The organism is Pseudomonas sp. RT4P38 (assembly GCF_054897765.1).
The window spans coordinates 5,398,590-5,418,977 of record NZ_CM142703.1 but is presented as its reverse complement, the minus strand read 5'-3'; the positions used below and the strand labels follow the sequence as shown (position 1 = coordinate 5,418,977).

Genomic DNA, 20,388 nt, shown 5'->3' with positions numbered 1-20,388 from the left:
TAGCGGTCAGACAAGTGACGGCCAAGAGCTATAGAGTCCAGCCGTCCACAACGGAGATTTCGTCATGAGTGCCTTGACGATCGAAGGCTGGTGCAAAGTCAACGGACAACAAAAGTCGACCCCGGTGGGAGAAATCCATTTTTACGTCGATGGCCCCCTCCATCTGGGTCTGGAGCAAGCTGAAGAACGCCTGCAGAAGACCCATGAGCGTGAAGCCATGGTCGATGTCGACATGGACACACTGGAGTTGAAATTGCCAGAGGGATACGGCCCTTTGTCCGACTGCCAAATGCGCGTCTATATACATAACGAGCGAGGTCAGTTCCATCTGGTCGGGCATCGCGCGAGTGATGGAAGCTTGATCTATAGCAACGCGGTGTTGATTGATCAGTTGATTGATTAGCTACGACGGGATGCTCGGCATCGGTTTTTCCCTGTGGGGGTAGTGCGGTGCTGAAAATTCACCTTTTAAACAGAATCAACGTAACTGAGTCATTTGCGCCAGCTTGACCTTTGGCCATAAGAAATCAAAATCCGATGCCTGTACTGGCATCGGATTTTTTATACGTCTCGCACTGACTGGCATTAGCCCTTGATGCCGGTTTTTTTTGATTTCTGGTCACTCCGCCAACTTCACTTCCACTGCCCAACTGAAGTACCCCAATGCCTCGCAGCTTTTATTGATCAGCATGAACTTCAGTTCGCACGCCTCAACCCCAGCCGCCAATTGCGTGCAGTGCCAATAATGATCATCGGCCGTGTGGCTACCCGGTTGGGTCGGGTTTTCGGGGTCGGGGGCGGGGACAGTCAGGTTTGCGTGAACCACCAGTTCTGGCGGTGAAAGTACTCCGGTATCACCTACAGACATCTCGTAGAACACCACGCTGTGTTCGGCGAGCAGGCTGACGGTCCTGCCTCGGATATGGAAGTCCTTTCCGTTACTGGCGAGAAGCGTCATTAAGCTGTCATTTATTGTACTTTTCGTTGTGTTTGTGCCTCTGATGGCGAAGATGAAACCTTCCTCAATCTCGGTCGGTTTTTGCGGCTCAAGACTGGGCTGCGGATAACGTAAAAGCAGCGATTCAGCATCGACGATCAGCAGCACATTGTTGGCTGGCGCGATACTCGCCGAGGGGGAGGCAATCGGTTCGGAAGTCATCATGGATTCCTTTCATGATGTTGATGCAAGACGGCAGCCGCTTCGATTCATGCAAGACATCCTGTTCCTGTCGAGGCGGCAACGAACTCGGTAGGCCCCTCGTTTGCCAAGGGGCCTGGTCATCGTCAATTACGGATGGTAATGAACGGATCCCACGAGCAGCAGCCGACAATCTTGCAGTCGCGATCAACGATCAGGAAATGGAAGTGGTAAGTCACGCTACCGCACGAAAGGGTTTCCGAAGACCAGTAATGGTTATCGACTTTCTGGCAGCTCGGCACCGATGGATTGCTGGTGTTGGGGACGGCGACACAGGCGGTAGCCTTGCGCGGCGTGGGGGTGGAGATCAATTCGTTGCCGACGTTGCCAACGAACTTGTAGAAAATCACTGCCGTCTCGAAGCTCTGCGAAAGACTGGTTTCACGCCAGCGAATCAAGTCGCCGACCTGGGCTCTCAAGTTAAGTTCGCCACCGGCCTGGCCGCTGACTACGTTGTTCTGATTGGTCACCATGTACACATGATTGACGTCGATCAGCGTTGGCGACGCAGGATTCTTGCTGATGTTCGGGTAGTTTTTCAGAATGGTTTCAGTGTCGATGGAAACAAGTACATCCGTGACTCGAGACATAGTAACGCTCCATTTTCATAGTGAATGCCTGGCATCTTTCCAGGCACAACAACGCTTGCTTGCCTTGCGGCCGTTGCGAAAACACTACGGGCGGAACCCACCTGTCACGGGTATGAGCTGGCCTTGCTCCTAGCGTGCAAATTAACGGGTTGGGTTCCATCCGACTGGCCGCGATAGGACTATAGATGCCATTTTCATGCTGTCAAAATTGCTTGCCTGCTGGTTCGACGAACGGTCGGTTTAATTATAAATTCACACGATTTGGCGATTAAAATCGCTCATTCAAGTTCTCATTGTTATGTCGGCGCCAGTTGTACATCCGCACTGGGAGCCACGTAGTAATGGCTGTTACTGGCAGCGAGGGGGTTGGGTCAACTGACATCGTTCGCCGTAGGTCGGATAGGGCAGAGCACATCGGTCGGCGTATCGTAGCGAACGGTTATCTGCCCTGCCCATGACAACGCACCGACAGGAGAACGCAATGAGTTGGTCCGCCAAACAATACGTCGCTTTTGAAGATGAACGCACACGCCCCGCGCGTGACCTGCTGGCCGCAATCCCCGCTGTGGAAGCGCGCTCGGCAATCGACATCGGTTGCGGCCCCGGCAATTCGACCGAGTTGCTTGTTGAGCGTTTCGCCAATGCCACGGTGCGTGGCTTGGACAGTTCAACCGATATGATCGACGCCGCCCGCAAGCGCTTGCCGCAGGTGCAATTCGATACGGCTGACATTGATACCTGGAGCGAACCGGGTCCGTTCGATGTGATTTTCGCCAACGCGGTGCTGCAGTGGGTGCCCGATCACGCGCGGTTGCTGCCGTCACTGGTGAGCCGGCTCGCTCCCGGTGGAAGCCTGGCGATTCAGATGCCGGACAATCTCAACGAACCTTCGCATCGCTTGATGCGCGAAGTTGCAGCCGATGGTCCATGGGCCGAAAAACTGGCCGGTGCCGCTGGCCAGCGCACGGAAATGGCGAGCGCCAGCGACTATTACTCGATGCTGCGCTCCCGCTGCGCCCGGGTCGATATCTGGCGCACCACCTACCATCACCCGCTCGCGGGCGGCGTTTTTCAAGGTAGTTGTCGCGTCAACCGTTCAACTATGCCGCTCTTTTCTCGTCCTGCTGCTCCCGATCCGGATTCAGCATCACCGCTCCTATCGGCTCCCAGTTCCGCGTCTGGCCTGACCAACGTTCCGGGCTTTTCTTGCGCGCTCGCTGGTACAGTTCATGCCGCCGCGCCAGGATCTGCTGGTCCAGCCCTCGATGCCGCTCCGTCGGTGTCACGAAGCGGATCCGGCTATGCCGGTGCTCGTTGTTGTACCAACGCATAAAATCTCTCACCCACGCGCGTGCGGCGTCCAAGCTGGCAAAACCCTCCTGCGGCCATTGCGGGCAATATTTCAGCGTTCTAAACAGCGACTCCGAGTACGGATTGTCGTTGCTCACTCGCGGTCGGCCACGGGACGGCGTGATACCCAGGTCGTACATCTTGCTCAACAGCGTCAGCGATTTCATCGGCGCACCATTGTCCGAGTGCAGCACCAGCGGCTCGTGTAAACACTGCTCGCCGATCACGCTGCGTTGCAGCAGCGCAGCGGCTTTTTCGCCGCTTTCTTCTTCGTAAACTTCCCAGCCTACGGCCTTGCGGCTGTAAATATCTTCGATCAAATACAGGTAGTAGTACTTGCCGCGTATCGGCGACGGCAAATACGTGATGTCCCACGACCACACCTGATTGGGCGCTTTGGCGACATGCGTCGTCGGTGCCGCATGCCGTCTGGGTCGCTGGCTACGGCCCCGATGATGTTGCTGACCGGCTGCACGCAGGATGCGATAAAACGTCGCTTCCGACGCCAGATAACGCCCCTCGTCAGCCAGCCTCGGTACGATCTGACTCGGCGGCAAATGGGCATACGCAGGGCTGTTACACAGCGTCACGATCGCTTGTCGTTCGAGCTCGCTCAACGCATTACGCGGCGTGGGCCGCACGGTGGTTGTGCGGGCATCGGCTTGAAGATCCTCACTCTGCGTCCATCGCTGCAAGGTTCTGAGCGACAGCCCCACCTCTTGGCACGCTCTGATTTTTCGAGCACCGGCCTCGATGGCTTCGATCAACCAAGCCACCAACAACTGCCGTTCCGGCAAAGAGGTCAGGTGTCCTCGTTGTCGATCCCCCAGTAATCGTTGAGCTTTTTTCGCAGCACCAACAACGCGGCGGTTTCGGCCAGCGCCTTGTCTTTACGCAGCAGTTCGCGCTCAAGTTGCTGAATACGTTTCTTGTCCTTGCGAGATTGTTCGCGGTCGACCTTTTGTTGGTTCTGAACACTCTGCTGCCCCGTGATACAGGCTTGGCGCCAGGCGCTGACGTGTTCGGGGTACAGACCTTTTCGTCGGCAGTACTCACCCAGTTCGAGCTGCGACAGACCGGCGGTTTCAAGGACGACAGCGAACCGGGCTTCAGCAGACCAGTTCTCGGGGAGTGGCTTGTCTTCAGGCACTGCGCTTCCTTCAGAACTGACCTTCTTGCGCCAGTTGGACAAAGACATTTCGCTAACCCCTTCACGCCGGGAAACCTCGGCCATCGTCAGGTTCAGCGGGGGAAGCAGCATCTTGAGTAATGCGGCTTTGCGTTCAGGTGAATAGTACGGCACGACCAGTCTCTTTCCGCCCCCGATATGCTTTTTCAGGAAAATTCGGAGAGGCGACAACTATCCTGACACCGGGGGCGGGCGGCGCGTCGGGTGTGGTCGAGTGGTTCAAAGGCAGCGGATTGCGGCCGTTTCTCGAACCGCTGGATGAGGCGGAAAAAGCGCAATACCTCAAGCAGTATCAAGCCGCAATCGAGCAGGCGTATCCCGCCCTAAGCGATGGTTCGGTGCTGTTGCCATTCCCGCGGTTGTTTATCGTCGCGACCCGTTAGTGCAAAAAGGGACGGATCACGCTGAACGTTATCTGTCCCTTTGCTTGGCACTCAAGTATTCAAAAATAAAAGAAGCAAAGCCGAACAACCCAATCATCGAAATGATCATGATCCCCAACTCTGAATTGTCCATGTTGATCTCTAGGTGAAAGGTGAGCCGGCAGAATAAAGTATCTGTGGTCAGGCCCAACGCAGCGCTACTGCTTCTTTACCGGATTGCTGGGATCTATACGCAAAATATACGAGTACCAAGAGTGGCACTCAGCGCTGAACGCTGACCAGCATCATCATCGGTCGCTCCCGCTCTTCGGCCAAGGCCGGTTGCGCCGCCACCATTTCAGCATTGGTCGGCCCCCATTCGTTGACATGCTGGATCCTGAAACCTGCGCCAATCAGCGTATTGAGCAAGGTGCCGATGGTTCGGTGCTGCTTGATCACGCCTTCGGCCAACCAGTTGGTCACACGCTCTCCTTCCAGTTGATAACTGTCCACCGGCCAGCGCTTGTTACCTTCGCTATCAATCAGCCAGCCCGGATTGCGCGGGGCCATGAAGATCGGGTGTTCAATTGAAAATACGAAGCGTGAACCGGGTTTAAGGGCCGCGTGGATTTTGGCGAACAGTCCTGGGAGATCCTTGATGTAGTGCAGCGCCAGAGAGCTATAGGCGAGGTCGAAACTGGCTGCGGGTATGGCGAGTTGTTCCAGATCGGCACGGGCGTATTGGATATTCGTCGCCGACGTAGTGTTGCGTGCCTGCTCCAGCATTTTTTCCGAGACGTCCAGGCCGAGCACGCTGTCGGCACCTTGATCACTGGCCCAGCGGCAGAACCAGCCGTAACCGCAGCCGAGGTCGACCACCTTCAGGCCTTTCATGGGTGGCAGCATTGCCTTGAGCGCAGGCCATTCGGGCGCTGCGTCGAGGCCGCCGATGGAGCGGGCCATCTGGCTGTAGCCCTGGAAAAATTCTGGGTCGTCGTAGATGTTTTGAGTCATGTTTTGGGGGCTCTGTTGAGATCGTTCACGGGCAGCACCTGATGTGCGGCCGATTGGGTTCCCTCGGAGAGTTTATGGCGCGTGTTCGCTGATGGTCGCGCAGGGGAGAGGGCGGTTGAAGATAGGGGAGATGCTAGCGGGTTGAGCGGGGAAGGGGAACGGGGTTGAGCGTTGGGGGTTTATAAGCAGTGCTCATATCAAAGAGAGCCGGCCATTCAGGGGTATTGCCGATCAGTAAAAAACTGCAGGCAACACACACTTTTTGTAGCAGCTGGCGAAGTGCGCAGCCGAACGCAGGCTTCGCCAGCTGCTACAAATTGAGGGCGCCCCGAAAGGGGCACCCCCGTATCACGTCAGAACTATTGCGCATCCATACGTCGGGCAATGACGTCCAGCACATCGTAGCCATCGCGCAAGGGGATGCAGCAGAGCATTGCGAAGTCGCTGAGAATCACCGAATCCGTGGTGATATCGCCGCGCATTGCGAGGTTTTCCAAGACCTGCGTTACCGCACCAATTCGGTAGCGTGCGGTGCTGAGCAGTGAATGAAGCGGTTGGGTGGTATTTACATACAGCGAGGGAAGGTCGTCGGCGTTGCTGGTTAAAGCCATATATTCGTTCATGAGTGATTACCGTTAGTAGGTGAAAGACCTACCACTCAATCGTCGCCAAACAAAAGGGTGGTAGCTGTACGCGGGTTGGCGAACCGGACAACGGTAAAACCGGCAGACCCGAAGGTCTCCCACGCACAGCCACCAAAAAAAGCGCAGCAAAGTGCAGTCAGAAAAGCTCCGAAAAAACTCCGAGGCTTCTGGGTCGTTGTCATCGAGTCGCGGTGAATGGCTGGTCACAGAGGAAGAATCAACATTTCACCAAATCCCGCCCACAAAAAAAACCGGCCACTCGAGGTCGGCAGATACATCTCTGAAACAAGGTCATCAGCTCTGCTGCAACACCTTAAGTGCTGCCGAGGCCAGAAAACCCGACCGGCTTTTCTCTTCCGGATGGTGCAGTACGTATTCGTCGATGCGGTTGAGCAGGTAGCCCGGCAGTGTGATGTTCAGCTTCTGGGCTTTGCCCAGGTACTTGGTAATATCGATGTCCACCACTGCCCATGTACAACCTGCGTACTGCGAATTGGCCGCATGCAGAGTGACTTTGTTCGCGGGTGGAATCGGCGAACCGTCTTCGGCCAGAATTTCGAAATGACCCTCAATGGCTTCGCGAGCCATGGCCATCGCATCATCCAGATCGTCACCGGCAGAGTAGCACCCCGGAATATCCGGTACTTCCACTCCCCAAGCGTGTTCGTTATCGCCCATTGAAATTGCAATTGGGTAAAGCATGTTCATTGTCCTCCTGGGGCGCCGCGCATTGAGATCGTCAGAGCAGCGCCTTTTGCAAAATACTCATGGCTGTTTTTTTGAGCAGATCCTTTTTCGGATGAGGAACTGTCACCAGCCCCGGTTTGGTCGGATGCTTAAAGTGATGATGGCTGCCCCTGATTCGTACCAGGTACCAGCCATCTGCAACGATTTGGCCTATCAAAAATCGGCTATTCACATCACCTCCCTGTGGTGTGCTTAGGTGGTTACTATACCTACTGAATTTTTACGATCAACACTATAACCACTGAGCCTTCTCGGGCACCGATGGTTAGGTGGCAGGAAACGAGTCTAGGAGGACGGGAGGAGATGGTTCGGGGGATGGCCTCAAATGAGGTGTTTTCTGTATTGCAGGGTTTTGCCACCCTCCAAGCGCTCACGTAGCTCAATTCTCAGGCATAAAAAAACCGGCCATATCGGACCGGTTTTTTTCTGTCTCTACATCCCCCGTCAAAACCATCCTGACGTGAGACCAAAATTCGATTGGAGCGGGTGAAGGGAATCGAACCCTCGTTATCAGCTTGGGAAGCTGGAGTAATGCCATTATACGACACCCGCTCAGAGCGGCTGACTTTGTACCAGATGTACGCGTGGAAATGAAGTTTTTCTTTGTACGCGATGGCTTTATCGGCGGGTGAAACACATGCAGTGATCGCGTGACGGTCATTCGCGGGCAAGCCTTGCTCCTACCGGGCGGGGCTTGCTCGCGATGACGCTGTTTCAAATGGCCAATGCATGTTGGTCCTGCACGTAGTGGTAACGCGGTCGGCTTTCGTGTTGCGAAGGTTTCAGAAAGCCCAGCAATGCGTTGCGGCTGTCTCGGCAAGCAGCTTTGTGCTCCATGTCGAGAAAGTGCCCGGTGGCCTCAAGGGTGGTGAAGGTGGCGTGTTGCACATGGTTGGCGAACAACTGAGCGCCGTCGGCAGCGGTGTACTCGTCCCATTCGCCGTTCATGAACAGCACGGGCACCTTGATTTTCTCCGCGGCTTTCAGAAAGCACTGGCGATCGCTGTTGAGCAGGTCGCTGATGTGGTAGTGCATCTGCCCGTATTCATGCTCGGCCAGGGAACTGACGTGCCGATAATTGAAGCGCTTGAACAGTGTCGGCAGGTGTTTGCCGATGGTGCTGTTCACCAGGTTGCCAACCCGGTCCCCGTCCCGGCTGCCGAGGTAATCGACACCGCGCTCGAGGTAATCGAGCATGTGCGCGTTGATCTCCGGGGAGAACGAGCTGATCACGGCTTTTTCGATTCGCCGTGGCTGGTGGGCCAGGGCGACCAGGGTTGCGGCGCCACCCCAGGAAAACGACAGCACGTGTTCGGCGCCAAAGTGGTCGATCAGTTCCAGGAGGATCTGCCCTTCGACTTCCTTGGACAGCATTTTCTCATGCAGGTTGTGGGCTTTGGACTTGCCCGCGTAGGGCTGGTCGTAGCAAACCACATTGAACTGCGGATGAAGATTTTTCACGGTTTGTGCAAACGACGCAGTCGTGGCCATCGAGCCGTTGACCAAAATAATGGTCTTCTCTGCGGCGTCTGCGCGATAGAACTCCGTGTAAACCCGATACTGACCCTGTATATCCAGCACAGCGATTTCTGGCCTCATGTCATAAGACTCCTGGCAAGCGGGTATGCGTGCAAATCAGATTGCACGAGCTTTGTGACAGGTAGGCATACGCCTGGAATTCGAGAGGCCCATGTCGATCCATTGCAGTCCGGTCGACGGGTATTGTTATTGGCGGGCAGTCTGCCGGGGGAAAGGCGGAACCTGAGGGTTCTCTACCGGCAAAAAGTTTCTTAGAAGTATGTTGTGACTCGTCGGTCACATTTCGGCCGACGTCCTGATTCAAGCAGGGGTCACGTCATCGCGCAAGTATCTTTGGCAAATTGTTCGACAACTTCTGCTGAGCGGTCGCCTGCTTAGATCAATTGAATCTCTTCGGTGCGTAATGCGCGGTACTCGCCCGGTTTCAGCGCACTGTCGAGCACCAACGGGCCCATGCTTTCGCGGTGCAGGCGCAGCACCTTGTTGTCGAAATGGCCGAACATTCGCTTCACCTGGTGATACCGACCTTCGACAATGCTCAGCCGCGCCGATTTTGCCCCGAGCAGCACCAACTCGGCGGGTTGGGTGGTGAGATCCTCAAAGGCGAAGTACAGCCCCTCGGCGAACGCGACTGCATATTCCGGGCCGATGTCCTGCTCGGTCTCGACGTAATAAACCTTGGGCAGTTTGGTCTGTGGTTGGGTCAGGCGTCGCGACCAGCTGCCGTCGTTGGTGATCAGCATCAGCCCGGTGGTGTTGAAATCCAGCCGACCGGCGATGTGCAGCTCATCCTTGTCCGGCTCATGGATCAGGTCGAGTACGGTCGGGTGCTCCGGATCACGGGTGGCGCTGACGCAGCCGGCTGGCTTGTGCAGCATGAAGTGACGCACCGGTTTGCCGACTTGCAGCACCTCGTCATCGACCTCGACACGGCTGAACTCGCGTACTTCGGTGTGAGGGTCACTGACGATTTTTCCGTCAACCCTGACGCGCTTTTCCACCAGCAACAGACGCACCTGCTTACGGTTGAAGCGAGGAAGGTTGCTGAGGAAACGGTCAACACGCATGGCTAGAGGTCGGTGGGAAAAGGGCCGCGCATCTTACGTGATCGGGCGGGCGGATGCTTGCAACTGCGCCTCGACCCGAGCGCAGCCGGGGCACAAACAGGATGTGCCGCGCAGGCCGGCCGGCAGCGCTTCGAGCACTGCCGGGTCGATGCTGACGCCGTAGCACCAGCAGGCCCGATCGGCGGTTCGCGGGTCGGCCAGCGTACAGTCGTTGGAGGCGCCGCACGCCGGGCAGAGGTCAGGCTTGCTCATTTAGGGTTATGCATAACTGGAGTGAGGCATTTCCACGCAGGTGCGGTTACGGCCGGCTTGCTTGGCCCGGTACATCGCATGATCAGCCCTCGAGAGCAGCGTGTGCAAGGTGTCATCGGTCTGCAGGGTGGTAACGCCGATGCTCACGGTCAGCTGCAAGGCCTTATCGTTGTAGGCATAACGCTGTTGCTCGACATGCTGACGAATTTTCTCGGCGATCATCAGACCGGTCTCACCGTCAGTGTCTTTGAGTAGCACGATGAATTCCTCACCGCCCCAGCGGCAGACAATGTCGGAATGCCGCAGACAGCTCTCCAGATCCCGAGCGAAACCAATCAGCACCTGATCGCCGGCAAGGTGGCCGTAGGTGTCGTTCAAGGCCTTGAAGTGGTCCAGATCCAGCAGCAAAGCAGTCAGTGGTTTGGGCTCGCGCTGGGCTTCGTGCATGGCTTGCGCCGCCAGCAGGTCGAAGCCGCGACGGTTCGGCAACTCGGTCAGGCTGTCGAGGATCGCCTGGGCCTGGATCTTGCCCTGATAGCGCTTGATCTCCCGGTTGAGCAGGATCAGCACAATCAGTGTGACGATCAGGCAGATCAACAGGTTGAGGTACAGCGACTGGCGGATTTCACTGAGGGCGCCGTCTTCGCGTTTTTCGACGAACAGGTACCAGTTCAACTCTGGAATGAAACGCACATTGAGGAAATGTCCCTGGCCCCGGACGGAATATTCGTAGGTGCCGCTGTGAGGTTTGGGCAGTTGGCTGACCAGGCCCTTCATGCTGTCGAGCTCGCCGAGGGTCCGCCCTATCCGCGCGCCTTCTGGGCCACCCTCGGCGCCCGTAAGCACCAGGCGCCCAAAGGTGTCGACGAAATACACGCTGCGCTGGTAGCGCTGCTGGTACTTGTCGATCAGCTTGATCACCGCATCGACCGTCAGACCGACACCCGCAGCACCGATGAAACGGTTGTTGTAGTCGTAAACCTTGTAGTTGATGAAGAAGGTCAGGTTGTCCTTGTTGGCCATGTCAGGATCGACGTTGATCTCGTACGGATCGGCCATGTCACGTACGCGGAAATACCACGCATCGCGGGGCTCCGTGGCTTTGATCTGCTTGAGTACGCCTTTGGCGTGGTAGTAGGTCAGGCTGCTGTTGGAAACGAAAAATGCGGTGTAGGCGCCGTAGTGGGTCATGACCTCGTTGAGGTAACGGGTCATTTTCTCGGGGTCGTTTTCGCCGTTTACCACCCAGTCGCGCATGAAGGTGTCGCGGGACATCATCGAGGAAATCAGGATCGGTCTGACGAGGTCTTTCTGGATTTCCGAGTAGACCGTGTCCGACGTCAGCGGCAGTTCGGTGTTGATGATGTTGTCGCGGATCGACGCTCGCGAGGCGTAGTAACTGAGGAAGGACGTGGCGAGAAAACCTGCGCCCAGCAGCGCGATCAGCGTGAGGACCAACGAACGTTGCGAATACAGCGGCGAGCGAAGCGGCATGACGATTCCGTTGGCAGTGACCCGATGGCAGGCATTCTAATGGCACTGCGGGGAAATAACTGCTCTATGTGCAAGGCGAATGATCGTACACACGCCCCACCGAGATTGTGCCAGGACCTTGTGGGAGCAAGCTCGCTCCCACAAGGTCTGGTCGTTCTCTCGCTCTTAAGTCAGGGATCGTAGATACGCACGCCATCCGCCGAGATGACTAATATCCACCGCCCCCTCCAACCCATACGCCTCACAAATAAACCCGCTCTCCCAACGCCCATCTGCCAATTGCACTTTGCCCAACCCCAACGGCGCCGGAATCCCGGTCAAAAACGAACCCAACTCACTGCTCGGCAATTCCCAAACCTCCACCGCAATCGCCACACCTGCGTCCTTCACCCGAACCATCCCGGGGCGAAGCGGTGGGCCACCGGCCAAGGCATACAGTTGATAGTTCGGTGAGCTGAACGTCGTCTCGACCAACCGAGCCCCGCGCCGCTTCAACTGCCAGTTCAGCGCCAGACCGTCCAGATGCGCGCCACACACCACCAATCGCGCCCGGTCATTGCGTGCGGCAGCTGTCGGCGCAGGCGCGACCAAACCTTGCTGGCGTTGTAAGGCATCCGCCACGCTCAACAAATATTGATCGGTAAATGCCCGGCCAAACAGCGTTACGCCCCAAGGCAAACCATTACCCATGAAACCGCTGGGCACGGCGACGGCGGCGTAATCGAGCAGGTTCATGAAATTGGTGTAGTAGCCCAGTTCCGAATTGCGCAGCACCGGTTCGGCGTCCAGTTCCGCCAGCGTGACGGGGCGGCCGAGGGTGGGTGTGAGCACGCAATCGAGGTCCTCCAGCGCTTTGTCGCAGAGGACTTTCAGGGCTTGCAGCCGGTACTGGGCGCGGAACGTTTGCACGCCACTCACCGCTGGCGCCTTGGCCAGCACCGCGCGAATCACCGGCAGCACCGCTTCTGGATTTTGCTCCATCAACTCACCGGCCACGCTGTAGCGCTCGGCCACCCACGGCCCTTCATAGAGCAACCGCGCCGCTTCAAGGAACGGCGACAAATCCAGTTCCACGGCTTCACCGCCCAAGGCTTTGAGCTGATCGATGGCGTCACCGAACAACAACGGGCCTTCAGGGCAGTCGAAGAACTCCAGATCCTGCGCACGAGGTACGCCGAAACGAAAAGGACGCGGAGTGCCAAACGCCGAGCCGTCATTCCACAGCGGATTGTTGCGGCTGTATTCATCGCGGGGATCGAGGTGTGCGGTTAACTTCAGCAACTGACTGGCCTCCCGAGCAGTTGCTGTGAAGGTCGTCACGCAATCGAGCGTGCGACACGCCGGCACCACACCCGCTGTAGAAATCAACCCTTTGGTAGCTTTCAGCCCGACCAGATTGTTCTGCGCCGCCGGCACACGCCCGGAACCCGCCGTGTCCGTGCCCAAGGAAAAACTCGCGACGCCGAGCGCCACCGCCAGCGAAGAGCCGGCGCTGGAGCCGCCCGATGGATACTCCGGCAACACGCTGTTGGGGCACGCGCCATACGGTGAGCGACTGCCATTAAGTCCCGTGGCGAACTGGTCGAGGTTGGTCTTGCCCAACGGAATCGCCCCCAGCGCCAACAATTGCTCGACGATGGTCGCCGAACGTTCCGGCACGTAGGCAAACGCCGGGCACGCTGCGGTGGTTGGAATGCCCGCCAGGTCGATGTTGTCCTTGATCGCGAACGGCACGCCGAACAACGGCAAGCTGTCGATATCGCGACCGTCGAGTGCGGCAAGGTACGGTTCCAGCTCTTCAACACTGAGCAAGTGGATGAACAGGTGATAATCCGGGTTCAGCGCCGCGGCTTTGTCGCGCAGGCTCAGCAGCAGTTGCCGAGGTGTGATGTTGGCGTCGAGGTAAGTGCTGCGCAGGGCGTCAAGTTGCAGATTGATCATCATGGCGTTAATCCTTTTTTGAAATGGGTTCACTCAAGTTCCAGCACCACGACGCGCTGTCCGGCGCGCACCGCCGAACCCGGTTGCACGCGAATCTCGCGCACCACCCCGGCCATAGGTGCGAGCAGCGGGATTTCCATCTTCATCGACTCCAGAATCACCAGCACATCACCCGCGGCAACCCGGCTGCCGGTTTCAACCTGAACCTGCCAAAGGTTGCCGGCGATGTGGCTGTCGACACTCTGTTGACCGCTGGCCAGCGGTGCGTCTTCGGTCACTTGCGGGGCCAGTTCTTCGCTGTCGAAATGTGCCTGGCCACTGGCGATCCAGCGCTCGCGTTCGGCGTTGAACGCGCCTTTTTGCTGATCGCGAAACGCGGCAATGCTCTCGGCTTCCTTCGTCAGGAAGGCTTGGTAATCCGCCAGATTCAGCTGACTGTGCTCGATGTTCAGATCGAAGCGCCCGAGTGGGAAATCCCGTCGAATGCGCAGCAGTTCATTGGCACTGACCGGGTAGAAACGGATCTGGTCAAAGAAGCGCAGTAACCACGGTTTGCCATCGAATGCGGCGACCTCACGGTAGCGATTCCACATCTGTAATGTGCGGCCGACGAACTGATAACCGCCTGGGCCTTCCATGCCGTAGACGCACATGTAAGCGCCACCGATGCCCACCGAGTTTTCGGCGGTCCAGGTGCGGGCCGGGTTGTATTTGGTGGTCACCAAGCGATGCCGTGGATCGAGTGGCGTGGCCACTGGCGCACCGAGGTAGACGTCGCCGAGGCCCATCACCAGGTAGCTGGCGTCGAACACCGTGCGCTGCACTTCGTCGAGGTTTGGCAGGTCATTGATGCGGCGGATGAACTCCAGATTACTCGGGCACCACGGGGCGTCCTTACGCACGGTGGTCATGTATTTTTCGATCGCCAACTGGCAGGCCGGGTCGTCCCAGGACAGCGGCAGATGGACGATCCGCGAGGGCACTTGCAGGTCCTTGGCGGCGCACACAGCGTCCCATTTGCCGGCGACGATGCCGAGCAGATCGGCCAGCGGCAGTTGTTCGGGTTGGTAGTGCACTTGCAGCGAGCGGATGCCGGGTGTCAGGTCGATGACGCCGTGCAGGTTTTGGCTTTCCAGTGCTTGCATCAATGCGTGGGCGCGAAAGCGCAGAACCAGATCCAGTTCGGGGGCGCCGATTTCGAGCAGCAGGTGAGTGTCCCCAGACAATCTCGCCACCAGCCGCGTATCGTCCTGACCAATATCCAACACCACCGACGACTCAATCCCCTGTGGGAGCGGCGGTGCGACGATTCGACTTGCTCGCGATGAAGTTGATGCTGTGTCTGATCCGGCCCCATCGCGAGCAAGCTCGCTCCCACAGTGATTCCATTTCAAGGCGAGGTTGCGGGCGGTCTTGAGATCGACGGGGAGGAACTGCACTTTATCCCCAGCCTTGAGTTGCCCAAGCTGCCAGAGGTCAGCTTCGATCACCGTCACCGGGCAGACAAACCCGCCGAGGCTCGGGCCGTCGGGACCGAGGATTACCGGCATGTCACCGGTGAAATCCACTGCACCAATGGCGTACGGGTTGTCATGAATATTCGACGGATGCAGACCCGCCTCACCACCATCGGCACGCACCCATTCAGGCTTCGGTCCGATCAACCGCACACCGGTTCGGCTGGAGTTGAAATGCACTTCCCACTGGGTGGCGAAGAAGGTGCCGATGTAGTTTTCGGTGAAGTATTCCGGTGCGCCATGAGGGCCGTAGATCACGCGGATCTGCCGCAGATCAGCCAACTCGGTGACCTGTTCTTCAGCCAGTTGTTGACCGGCACTGCGGTCGTTCAAAGCAGGGAGATGCAACACGTCGCCGGCTCGCAATGCGCGACCACCATGCCCACCAAACTGGCCGAGGGTGAAGGTGCTTTTGCTGTCCAGATAATCCGGCACTTGCAGGCCACCACGCAGGCACAAGTAACTGCGAGCGCCTGCTCCGGCAATCGTACCAAGGATCAAAGTAGCGCCCGCCGTTACCAGCAAAGCCGTGTTCATCGGCACCACTTCACCATTAAGGGTCAGTGGAATCACTGCCCCGGTCACCGCCACCACCGCGTCGCAATTGAAGCGCAGCAGCGGCCCGCTCATGGTGATTTCCAGCGCCGCGGCACCTTCATCGTTTCCCAGCAGACGATTGCCCAAACGCAACGCGCGACTGTCCATCGGCCCTGACGGCGGCACGCCCACAGCCCAATACCCAAGACGACCCGGATAGTCCTGAACGCTGGTTTGAGTCCCGGCGCTGAGCACTTCAAACGTGTTGGCCTGATACACCAAACCTTCCAGGCAACGGGTCCACGGCTGACCGCTGGCGAAGGGCACATCGAGCAGAATCTGCCGCAAATAATCGCGGTTGGTTTCCACCCCGTAGAGCAGGCTGTCGCCCAGCGCTTGATGCAGATCGGCAGCGGCTTCTTCACGGGTCGGCGCCCAACTGATGACTTTGGCGATCATCGGATCGAAATACGGTGGAATCTCGCAACCGGCCTCGACCCACGTGTCGATGCGCAAGTGTTTGCCATCGGCGGCAGGGAAGTTCACGGCGGTCAGCAACCCCGGGCTCGGCTGAAAATCCCGACCCGGATCTTCCGCGTAAAGCCGTGCCTGAATCGCATGGCCGCAGGCTTTCAGGCCTTGGCTCAACTTGCTCAACGATGGCAAATCACCCGCTGCCAGTTCCACCATCCAACGCACCAGATCCACGCCCCAGACTTGCTCGGTGACGCCGTGCTCCACCTGCAAGCGGGTGTTCACTTCAAGAAAGTAAAAACGCTGAGCCTCGCTGTCGAAGACGAACTCAACGGTGCCGGCGCTGCGGTAATTCACCGCTTTCGCCAGTTTGATCGCCGCCGCACACAGCTCCTCAGCCATGCCCTCTGGCAAGTTCGGCGCCGGGGTTTCTTCGAGGACTTTCTGGTTGCGCCGTTGCACCGAGCAGTCGCGCACGCCGAGGGCAATCACTTCGCCCCGGCCGTCGCCGAACACCTGGACTTCCAGATGTCGGGCGCGCTGGATGTACTTCTCGATGAACACCCCTGCGTCGCTGAAGTTGTTCTGGCCGAGGCGCTTGACGGCCTCAAAGGATTCGCTCAACTCGGCCGCGCTGCGGCATACCCGCATGCCGATGCCGCCACCGCCGGCAGTGCTTTTGAGCATCACCGGGTAGCCGACTTGTTCGCCGGCAATCAGCGCTGCGTCGAGGCTGTCGAGCAACTCGGTGCCTTCGAGCATCGGTACGCCGTGTTGCTTGGCCAATGCGCGGGCGGTGTGCTTGAGGCCGAACACTCGCAGCTGCTCTGGCGTCGGGCCGATGAAGGCAATGTCGACGGCTTCACAGGCTTCGGCAAACGCGGCGTTTTCCGAGAGAAAACCGTAGCCGGGATGGATCGCCGTGGCGCCGGTGGATTTGGCGATGGCGAGAATCTTGTCGACCTCCAAATAGGTGCCGGCGGCTGCGCCTTCACCGAGGCTGTGGGCTTCGTCGGCTTGCAGAATGTGCAGGCTCGCGGCATCCGCTTCAGAGTAAACGGCGACGCCCTGGACCTGCACTTCACGCAAGGTACGCAGGATGCGGCAGGCAATGGCGCCACGGTTGGCAATCAGGACTTTTTCGAACATGGCATAACCCCTGGAGGCGATAGCGCATCAGCCTCGACCTGGGATGCGGGCCGTCCCGCAGTTTTTCGATAAGCGCCGAGGTCGTCCCCGACGGCAGAATCAGTTCACTCCAAGACACCACCGGACCCCTGTGGGAGCGAGCTTGCTCGCGATGGCGGTGTGTCAGGCAACACATGTGTTGAATGTTGAACCGCTATCGCGAGCAAGCTCGCTCCCACAGGTTTCAGTGGTGTTTGGGCTGTTTGAGGCATTGCCCGGAACGGGCCTGGCACAACACAAACAACCATCGACGCAACCGCGAAAATTTCAGTTCCATACCAGCAGCTCCGCAGGAGTGGGGATGTAGGCGTTGCACGGGTTGTTCAGTTGCGGGCAGTTGGAGATCAGCACGATCACGTCCATCTCGGCCCGCAGGTCGACGTATTTGCCCGGCGCCGAAATCCCATCCTCAAACGTCAGCCCGCCATCCGCCGTGACCGGCACGTTCATGAAGAAGTTGATGTTCGGCCCTATGTCGCCCTTGCCCAGTCGCCCGTCGTGGACGCAGGCGCGCAGGTAGTTGTCGCGGCAGCTGTGCATGTAGCGTTTCTCCAACGCGTAACGCACGGTGTTGCTCTCTTGCGCGCAGGCGCCGCCGAGGGTGTCGTGACGGCCACAAGTGTCGGCAACGATGGTCAGCATCGGTTTGCCGAGGTTGGAATAGAGCACGCTACCGGTGCTCAGGTAGACGCTGTTCTGCCGGCGCAACGTGCGTTGCACGTCATAGCGTTCCTTTGGATTAGCAACGCTGTAGAACAAAGTGTCGACGGCCTGATTGCCTTCCAGGTCGAGGATGCGCAAATTTTGGCCAGCCTTGACCTCCATCAGCCACGGTTCGCCGGCCGGGATGGTGGCGCGGTAGATCGCGGTTTCTGGCTGTCTGTTTGCGGCATTGCCATTAGAAGCGGCAGCGGTAGCGATTGCGAGTGACATGGCAGCGATCCTCAGGCGAACAGACGGTCGGTGTTGATGAAGCCGCGCTCGTTTTCCGGGCGCGAGGTGCGGCAGTGTTCGGCGACGCTGGCGTCAGCATTCATCCAGCTGAGCTTCAGCGGTTTTGGCGCGTATTCAGGCGAAGGGTCCATCGGATGTTGCAGCGCGGTGAGCACCACCAACGTGTCCATCGGCGCATACAACTCGATGTAGTCGCTGGCCCTGGAATTGCCTTCGACGAAGTGGAAACGCCCGGCCTCATCGACGTTTACGCGGCTGAACAGGTTGAGCGTCATCAGCAGGTCGGACAGGCCCAGCCCCCACTTGCCCAGTTCCACCAACAGGTTGTCGGTGCCGTTGCGGAAGAAACCGTTGCGTAGTTCCTGGTAGCGCCCCGCGCCGTATTTTTCCGCGACTTCTTCAGCACAGAGCACACCGCCGAGGCTGTCGCTCCAGCCACAGGTGTCGGCAGTGATGGCTGCCAGCACGCGGCCCATGTCCGAATACAGGCAATGGCCGGTAGTGAGCTTGGCCGTGTGTTGGCATTTGAGGCTGTCAGGCAGGTTCAGGCGTTCGGTTTTTTCGTTGGCGTTGAGCAACGTAAGGCTGACGTTGGCACCACCGCGCAGGTCGGTCAGGCGCAGCAGTTGGCCGCGTTTCAGGACGAAGGAACGATGGCCGCCGCCGGGGAGCATTTCTTCGGCGAAGGGCGGGAACAGTTGGATCGAATCAGTCATGTGCAAAGTCCTCTTAAGCGGTGCGAAGCGTGCCTGCCAGCTCAGCCGGCAAGGCGTCGACGGCGGTGCGATGGGCGCGGCGGTCGCTGTTCAAAGGGATGTCGTAAGTGATGCGCGCGCCATAGGCGCCAGGGGCGTGCGGGTCGAGACGGACCTTGTCGAACACCAGCAGGCGAGTGCCGAGGCTGAAACCTTCGGACAGGTCGTGAGTGACCATGAACACCGTCAGTTGCGTCTCGCGCCACAGTTCCAGCAGCAGGCTGTGCATGTCTTTGCGGATGCCTGGGTCGAGGGCGCCGAACGGTTCGTCGAGTAGCAACACGCGCGGTTTCATGATCAGCGCCTGGGCGATGGCCAGCCGTTGTTGCATGCCGCCGGACAGCTGCGTCGGGTACTTGTCCAGCGAGTGACCGAGACCGACTTTGTGCAGCAGTGTCGAGGCTTGGTCGCGGGCGTCTTTTTTAGCGCTGCCGAACAAGCGTCCGAGCAACGGCGAACGTGGCAGTTCGAGGCCCAGGGCGACGTTGTCCAGCACCGTCAGATGCGGGAACACCGAATAGCGCTGGAACACCACGCCACGGCTCGAATCCGGTTCGCCGGCCAGGCCTTGGCCATCCAGTAAAATCTCGCCGCGACTGGCACGTTCCTGGCCCAGCAATAGCCGCAGGAAGGTCGACTTGCCGCAACCCGAGGCGCCTACGAGCGTGCAGAATTCTCCCTCGTTGACGGTCAGGTTCAGCCCTTCGAGCACCACCTGATCGGCGTATTGCTGCCAGACGTTTTTCACTGTGATGAAGCTCATGCGCGGGCCCCCTCATACCAAGGGAACGCCCGTTGGGTCAGGCGCTTCAGGCCCCAGTCCATCAGCCACGCGAGGAGGGTGATCCAGACCACGTAAGGCAGGATCACGTCCATCGCCAGATAGCGGCGCACCAGGAAAATCCGGTAACCGAGGCCGTCGGTGGAGGCGATGGCTTCGGCAGCGATCAGGAACAACCACGCCGAGCCCAGCATCAGCCGCAGCGAGATCAACAAGCGTGGCAACAGTTGCGGCAGCACCACTCGCAATATCAGCGTCCAGGTCGAAGCACCGAGGGTCTGGGCCTTGATCAGCAACTCGACCGGTATCTCACGTGCACGTTGCTCCAGATCACGGGCCAGGCACGGGGTGATGCCGATCACGATCAGCATCACTTTCGACAACTCCCCCAAGCCGAACACAATGAACAGAATCGGCAGAATCGCCAGCGGCGGCACCATCGACAGCACCGTCAGCAACGGCGACAACGGCGCGCCAAACAGCGGCAAAGTCCCGGCGGCGATGCCCAGGCACAGCCCGGCCAGCGCGCTGATGCCGAGGCCGATGGCCAGGCGTCGCAGGCTGGACGCGGTGTCTTGCCAAAGTAAATAGTCACCGGTGCGGGTGTCGGCGGTGAAGGCCAGGCGTTTGACCGCGTCGGTCATCTGCACGGCGCTCGGCAACAGCTTGTCGTTGGGGTTGTCCGTCAGCCGCTCGGCCGAGCCCATGAAGTAGGCGAACAGCACCAGGGCGAACGGCAGGATCACCAACAGCAGGCGACTCGGGCGATCCGGGTGGCGATTAATCAGGCGCATG

General features: G+C 58.6%; 18 protein-coding genes, 1 tRNA gene and 2 pseudogenes. 3 read left to right on the top strand and 18 right to left on the bottom strand.

Features of this window, described 5'->3' with window-relative positions; all coding sequences use genetic code 11:
- Positions 1-64: 64 nt before the first annotated feature.
- Positions 65-403: a hypothetical protein gene (locus ACYZT7_RS25145; protein ID WP_462038638.1), complete on the top strand. Its 339-nt coding sequence runs from the start codon at positions 65-67 to the stop codon at positions 401-403.
- 216 nt (positions 404-619) lie between these two features.
- On the opposite strand, the gene ACYZT7_RS25140 is transcribed toward ACYZT7_RS25145, so the two are convergent.
- A complete protein-coding gene (locus ACYZT7_RS25140) occupies positions 620-1,159 on the bottom strand; it encodes an AidA/PixA family protein (RefSeq protein ID WP_462038637.1) in 540 nt (179 codons plus the stop codon).
- Positions 1,160-1,284: 125 nt separating this feature from the next.
- On the bottom strand, positions 1,285-1,788 hold the full coding sequence (locus ACYZT7_RS25135) for an inclusion body family protein (RefSeq protein ID WP_347803664.1): 504 nt from the start codon (positions 1,786-1,788) through the stop codon (positions 1,285-1,287).
- 481 nt (positions 1,789-2,269) lie between these two features.
- Here ACYZT7_RS25135 and ACYZT7_RS25130 point away from each other — a divergent pair.
- Positions 2,270-2,854 (top strand): annotated as a pseudogene (locus tag ACYZT7_RS25130) (methyltransferase domain-containing protein); the annotation flags it as partial.
- Positions 2,855-2,888: 34 nt separating this feature from the next.
- Here the strand turns inward: ACYZT7_RS25130 and ACYZT7_RS25125 are convergent.
- Positions 2,889-4,441 (bottom strand): IS3 family transposase gene (locus ACYZT7_RS25125; RefSeq protein WP_462038636.1). Its coding sequence is split into 2 segments (ribosomal slippage): positions 2,889-3,979 and positions 3,979-4,441, totalling 1,554 coding nucleotides; the frame shifts between segments, so codons are not numbered across the junction.
- 53 nt (positions 4,442-4,494) lie between these two features.
- Between ACYZT7_RS25125 and ACYZT7_RS25120 the strand changes: the two are divergent.
- A pseudogene (locus ACYZT7_RS25120) lies at positions 4,495-4,710 on the top strand (trans-aconitate 2-methyltransferase); the annotation flags it as partial.
- A gap of 261 nt (positions 4,711-4,971) precedes the next feature.
- On the opposite strand, the gene ACYZT7_RS25115 reads toward ACYZT7_RS25120, so the two are convergent.
- From ACYZT7_RS25115 to ACYZT7_RS25045, 15 genes are all read right to left on the bottom strand, one after another.
- A complete protein-coding gene (locus ACYZT7_RS25115; protein ID WP_462038635.1) occupies positions 4,972-5,703 on the bottom strand; it encodes a class I SAM-dependent methyltransferase in 732 nt (243 codons plus the stop codon).
- A gap of 359 nt (positions 5,704-6,062) precedes the next feature.
- Positions 6,063-6,326: a short-chain dehydrogenase gene (locus ACYZT7_RS25110; RefSeq protein ID WP_462038634.1), complete on the bottom strand. Its 264-nt coding sequence runs from the start codon at positions 6,324-6,326 to the stop codon at positions 6,063-6,065.
- 315 nt (positions 6,327-6,641) lie between these two features.
- Entirely contained in the window at positions 6,642-7,049 is a 408-nt protein-coding gene (locus ACYZT7_RS25105) for a type II toxin-antitoxin system HicB family antitoxin (protein WP_462038633.1), read from the bottom strand.
- Positions 7,050-7,086: 37 nt separating this feature from the next.
- Positions 7,087-7,266, bottom strand: coding sequence for a type II toxin-antitoxin system HicA family toxin (locus ACYZT7_RS25100; protein WP_462038632.1), 180 nt, complete (start codon positions 7,264-7,266; stop codon positions 7,087-7,089).
- Between the two features lie 306 nt (positions 7,267-7,572).
- Positions 7,573-7,646: transfer RNA gene (locus tag ACYZT7_RS25095), tRNA-Gly, on the bottom strand.
- A 162-nt stretch (positions 7,647-7,808) separates the two neighbouring features.
- Complete coding sequence (locus ACYZT7_RS25090; RefSeq protein ID WP_462038631.1) at positions 7,809-8,693, bottom strand: alpha/beta fold hydrolase; 885 nt, start codon at positions 8,691-8,693, stop codon at positions 7,809-7,811.
- A 314-nt stretch (positions 8,694-9,007) separates the two neighbouring features.
- Positions 9,008-9,700 (bottom strand): pseudouridine synthase, encoded by a 693-nt coding sequence (locus ACYZT7_RS25085; RefSeq protein WP_462038630.1) that lies wholly within the window; start codon positions 9,698-9,700, stop codon positions 9,008-9,010.
- A 33-nt stretch (positions 9,701-9,733) separates the two neighbouring features.
- A complete protein-coding gene (locus tag ACYZT7_RS25080; RefSeq protein ID WP_462038629.1) occupies positions 9,734-9,952 on the bottom strand; it encodes a cysteine-rich CWC family protein in 219 nt (72 codons plus the stop codon).
- A gap of 6 nt (positions 9,953-9,958) precedes the next feature.
- Positions 9,959-11,446, bottom strand: coding sequence for a sensor domain-containing diguanylate cyclase (locus ACYZT7_RS25075; protein WP_462038628.1), 1,488 nt, complete (start codon positions 11,444-11,446; stop codon positions 9,959-9,961).
- A gap of 165 nt (positions 11,447-11,611) precedes the next feature.
- Positions 11,612-13,390: an allophanate hydrolase gene (gene atzF / locus ACYZT7_RS25070; RefSeq protein ID WP_462038627.1), complete on the bottom strand. Its 1,779-nt coding sequence runs from the start codon at positions 13,388-13,390 to the stop codon at positions 11,612-11,614.
- A gap of 26 nt (positions 13,391-13,416) precedes the next feature.
- The gene (uca, locus tag ACYZT7_RS25065) at positions 13,417-17,064 is read right to left on the bottom strand and encodes an urea carboxylase (RefSeq protein WP_462038626.1); all 3,648 of its coding nucleotides are present in this window, start codon (positions 17,062-17,064) and stop codon (positions 13,417-13,419) included.
- A gap of 306 nt (positions 17,065-17,370) precedes the next feature.
- Positions 17,371-18,036: an urea amidolyase associated protein UAAP2 gene (locus ACYZT7_RS25060; protein ID WP_462038625.1), complete on the bottom strand. Its 666-nt coding sequence runs from the start codon at positions 18,034-18,036 to the stop codon at positions 17,371-17,373.
- A gap of 11 nt (positions 18,037-18,047) precedes the next feature.
- Positions 18,048-18,773: an urea amidolyase associated protein UAAP1 gene (locus ACYZT7_RS25055; RefSeq protein ID WP_462038624.1), complete on the bottom strand. Its 726-nt coding sequence runs from the start codon at positions 18,771-18,773 to the stop codon at positions 18,048-18,050.
- Between the two features lie 13 nt (positions 18,774-18,786).
- The gene (locus ACYZT7_RS25050) at positions 18,787-19,575 is read right to left on the bottom strand and encodes an ABC transporter ATP-binding protein (protein ID WP_462038623.1); all 789 of its coding nucleotides are present in this window, start codon (positions 19,573-19,575) and stop codon (positions 18,787-18,789) included.
- Positions 19,572-20,387: an ABC transporter permease gene (locus ACYZT7_RS25045; RefSeq protein WP_462038622.1), complete on the bottom strand. Its 816-nt coding sequence runs from the start codon at positions 20,385-20,387 to the stop codon at positions 19,572-19,574. The genes ACYZT7_RS25050 and ACYZT7_RS25045 overlap by 4 nt, the downstream gene beginning before the upstream one ends.
- Position 20,388 lies beyond the last annotated feature (1 nt).

Coding starts and splice junctions, on each gene's coding strand:
- ACYZT7_RS25145 (WP_462038638.1), top strand. CDS start 65: ATGAGTGCCTTGACGATCGAAGGCTGGTGCAAAGTCAACGGACAACAA.
- ACYZT7_RS25140 (WP_462038637.1), bottom strand. CDS start 1,159: ATGACTTCCGAACCGATTGCCTCCCCCTCGGCGAGTATCGCGCCAGCC.
- ACYZT7_RS25135 (WP_347803664.1), bottom strand. CDS start 1,788: ATGTCTCGAGTCACGGATGTACTTGTTTCCATCGACACTGAAACCATT.
- ACYZT7_RS25115 (WP_462038635.1), bottom strand. CDS start 5,703: ATGACTCAAAACATCTACGACGACCCAGAATTTTTCCAGGGCTACAGC.
- ACYZT7_RS25110 (WP_462038634.1), bottom strand. CDS start 6,326: ATGAACGAATATATGGCTTTAACCAGCAACGCCGACGACCTTCCCTCG.
- ACYZT7_RS25105 (WP_462038633.1), bottom strand. CDS start 7,049: ATGCTTTACCCAATTGCAATTTCAATGGGCGATAACGAACACGCTTGG.
- ACYZT7_RS25090 (WP_462038631.1), bottom strand. CDS start 8,693: ATGAGGCCAGAAATCGCTGTGCTGGATATACAGGGTCAGTATCGGGTT.
- ACYZT7_RS25085 (WP_462038630.1), bottom strand. CDS start 9,700: ATGCGTGTTGACCGTTTCCTCAGCAACCTTCCTCGCTTCAACCGTAAG.
- ACYZT7_RS25080 (WP_462038629.1), bottom strand. CDS start 9,952: ATGAGCAAGCCTGACCTCTGCCCGGCGTGCGGCGCCTCCAACGACTGT.
- ACYZT7_RS25075 (WP_462038628.1), bottom strand. CDS start 11,446: ATGCCGCTTCGCTCGCCGCTGTATTCGCAACGTTCGTTGGTCCTCACG.
- atzF (WP_462038627.1), bottom strand. CDS start 13,390: ATGATGATCAATCTGCAACTTGACGCCCTGCGCAGCACTTACCTCGAC.
- uca (WP_462038626.1), bottom strand. CDS start 17,064: ATGTTCGAAAAAGTCCTGATTGCCAACCGTGGCGCCATTGCCTGCCGC.
- ACYZT7_RS25060 (WP_462038625.1), bottom strand. CDS start 18,036: ATGTCACTCGCAATCGCTACCGCTGCCGCTTCTAATGGCAATGCCGCA.
- ACYZT7_RS25055 (WP_462038624.1), bottom strand. CDS start 18,773: ATGACTGATTCGATCCAACTGTTCCCGCCCTTCGCCGAAGAAATGCTC.
- ACYZT7_RS25050 (WP_462038623.1), bottom strand. CDS start 19,575: ATGAGCTTCATCACAGTGAAAAACGTCTGGCAGCAATACGCCGATCAG.
- ACYZT7_RS25045 (WP_462038622.1), bottom strand. CDS start 20,387: ATGCGCCTGATTAATCGCCACCCGGATCGCCCGAGTCGCCTGCTGTTG.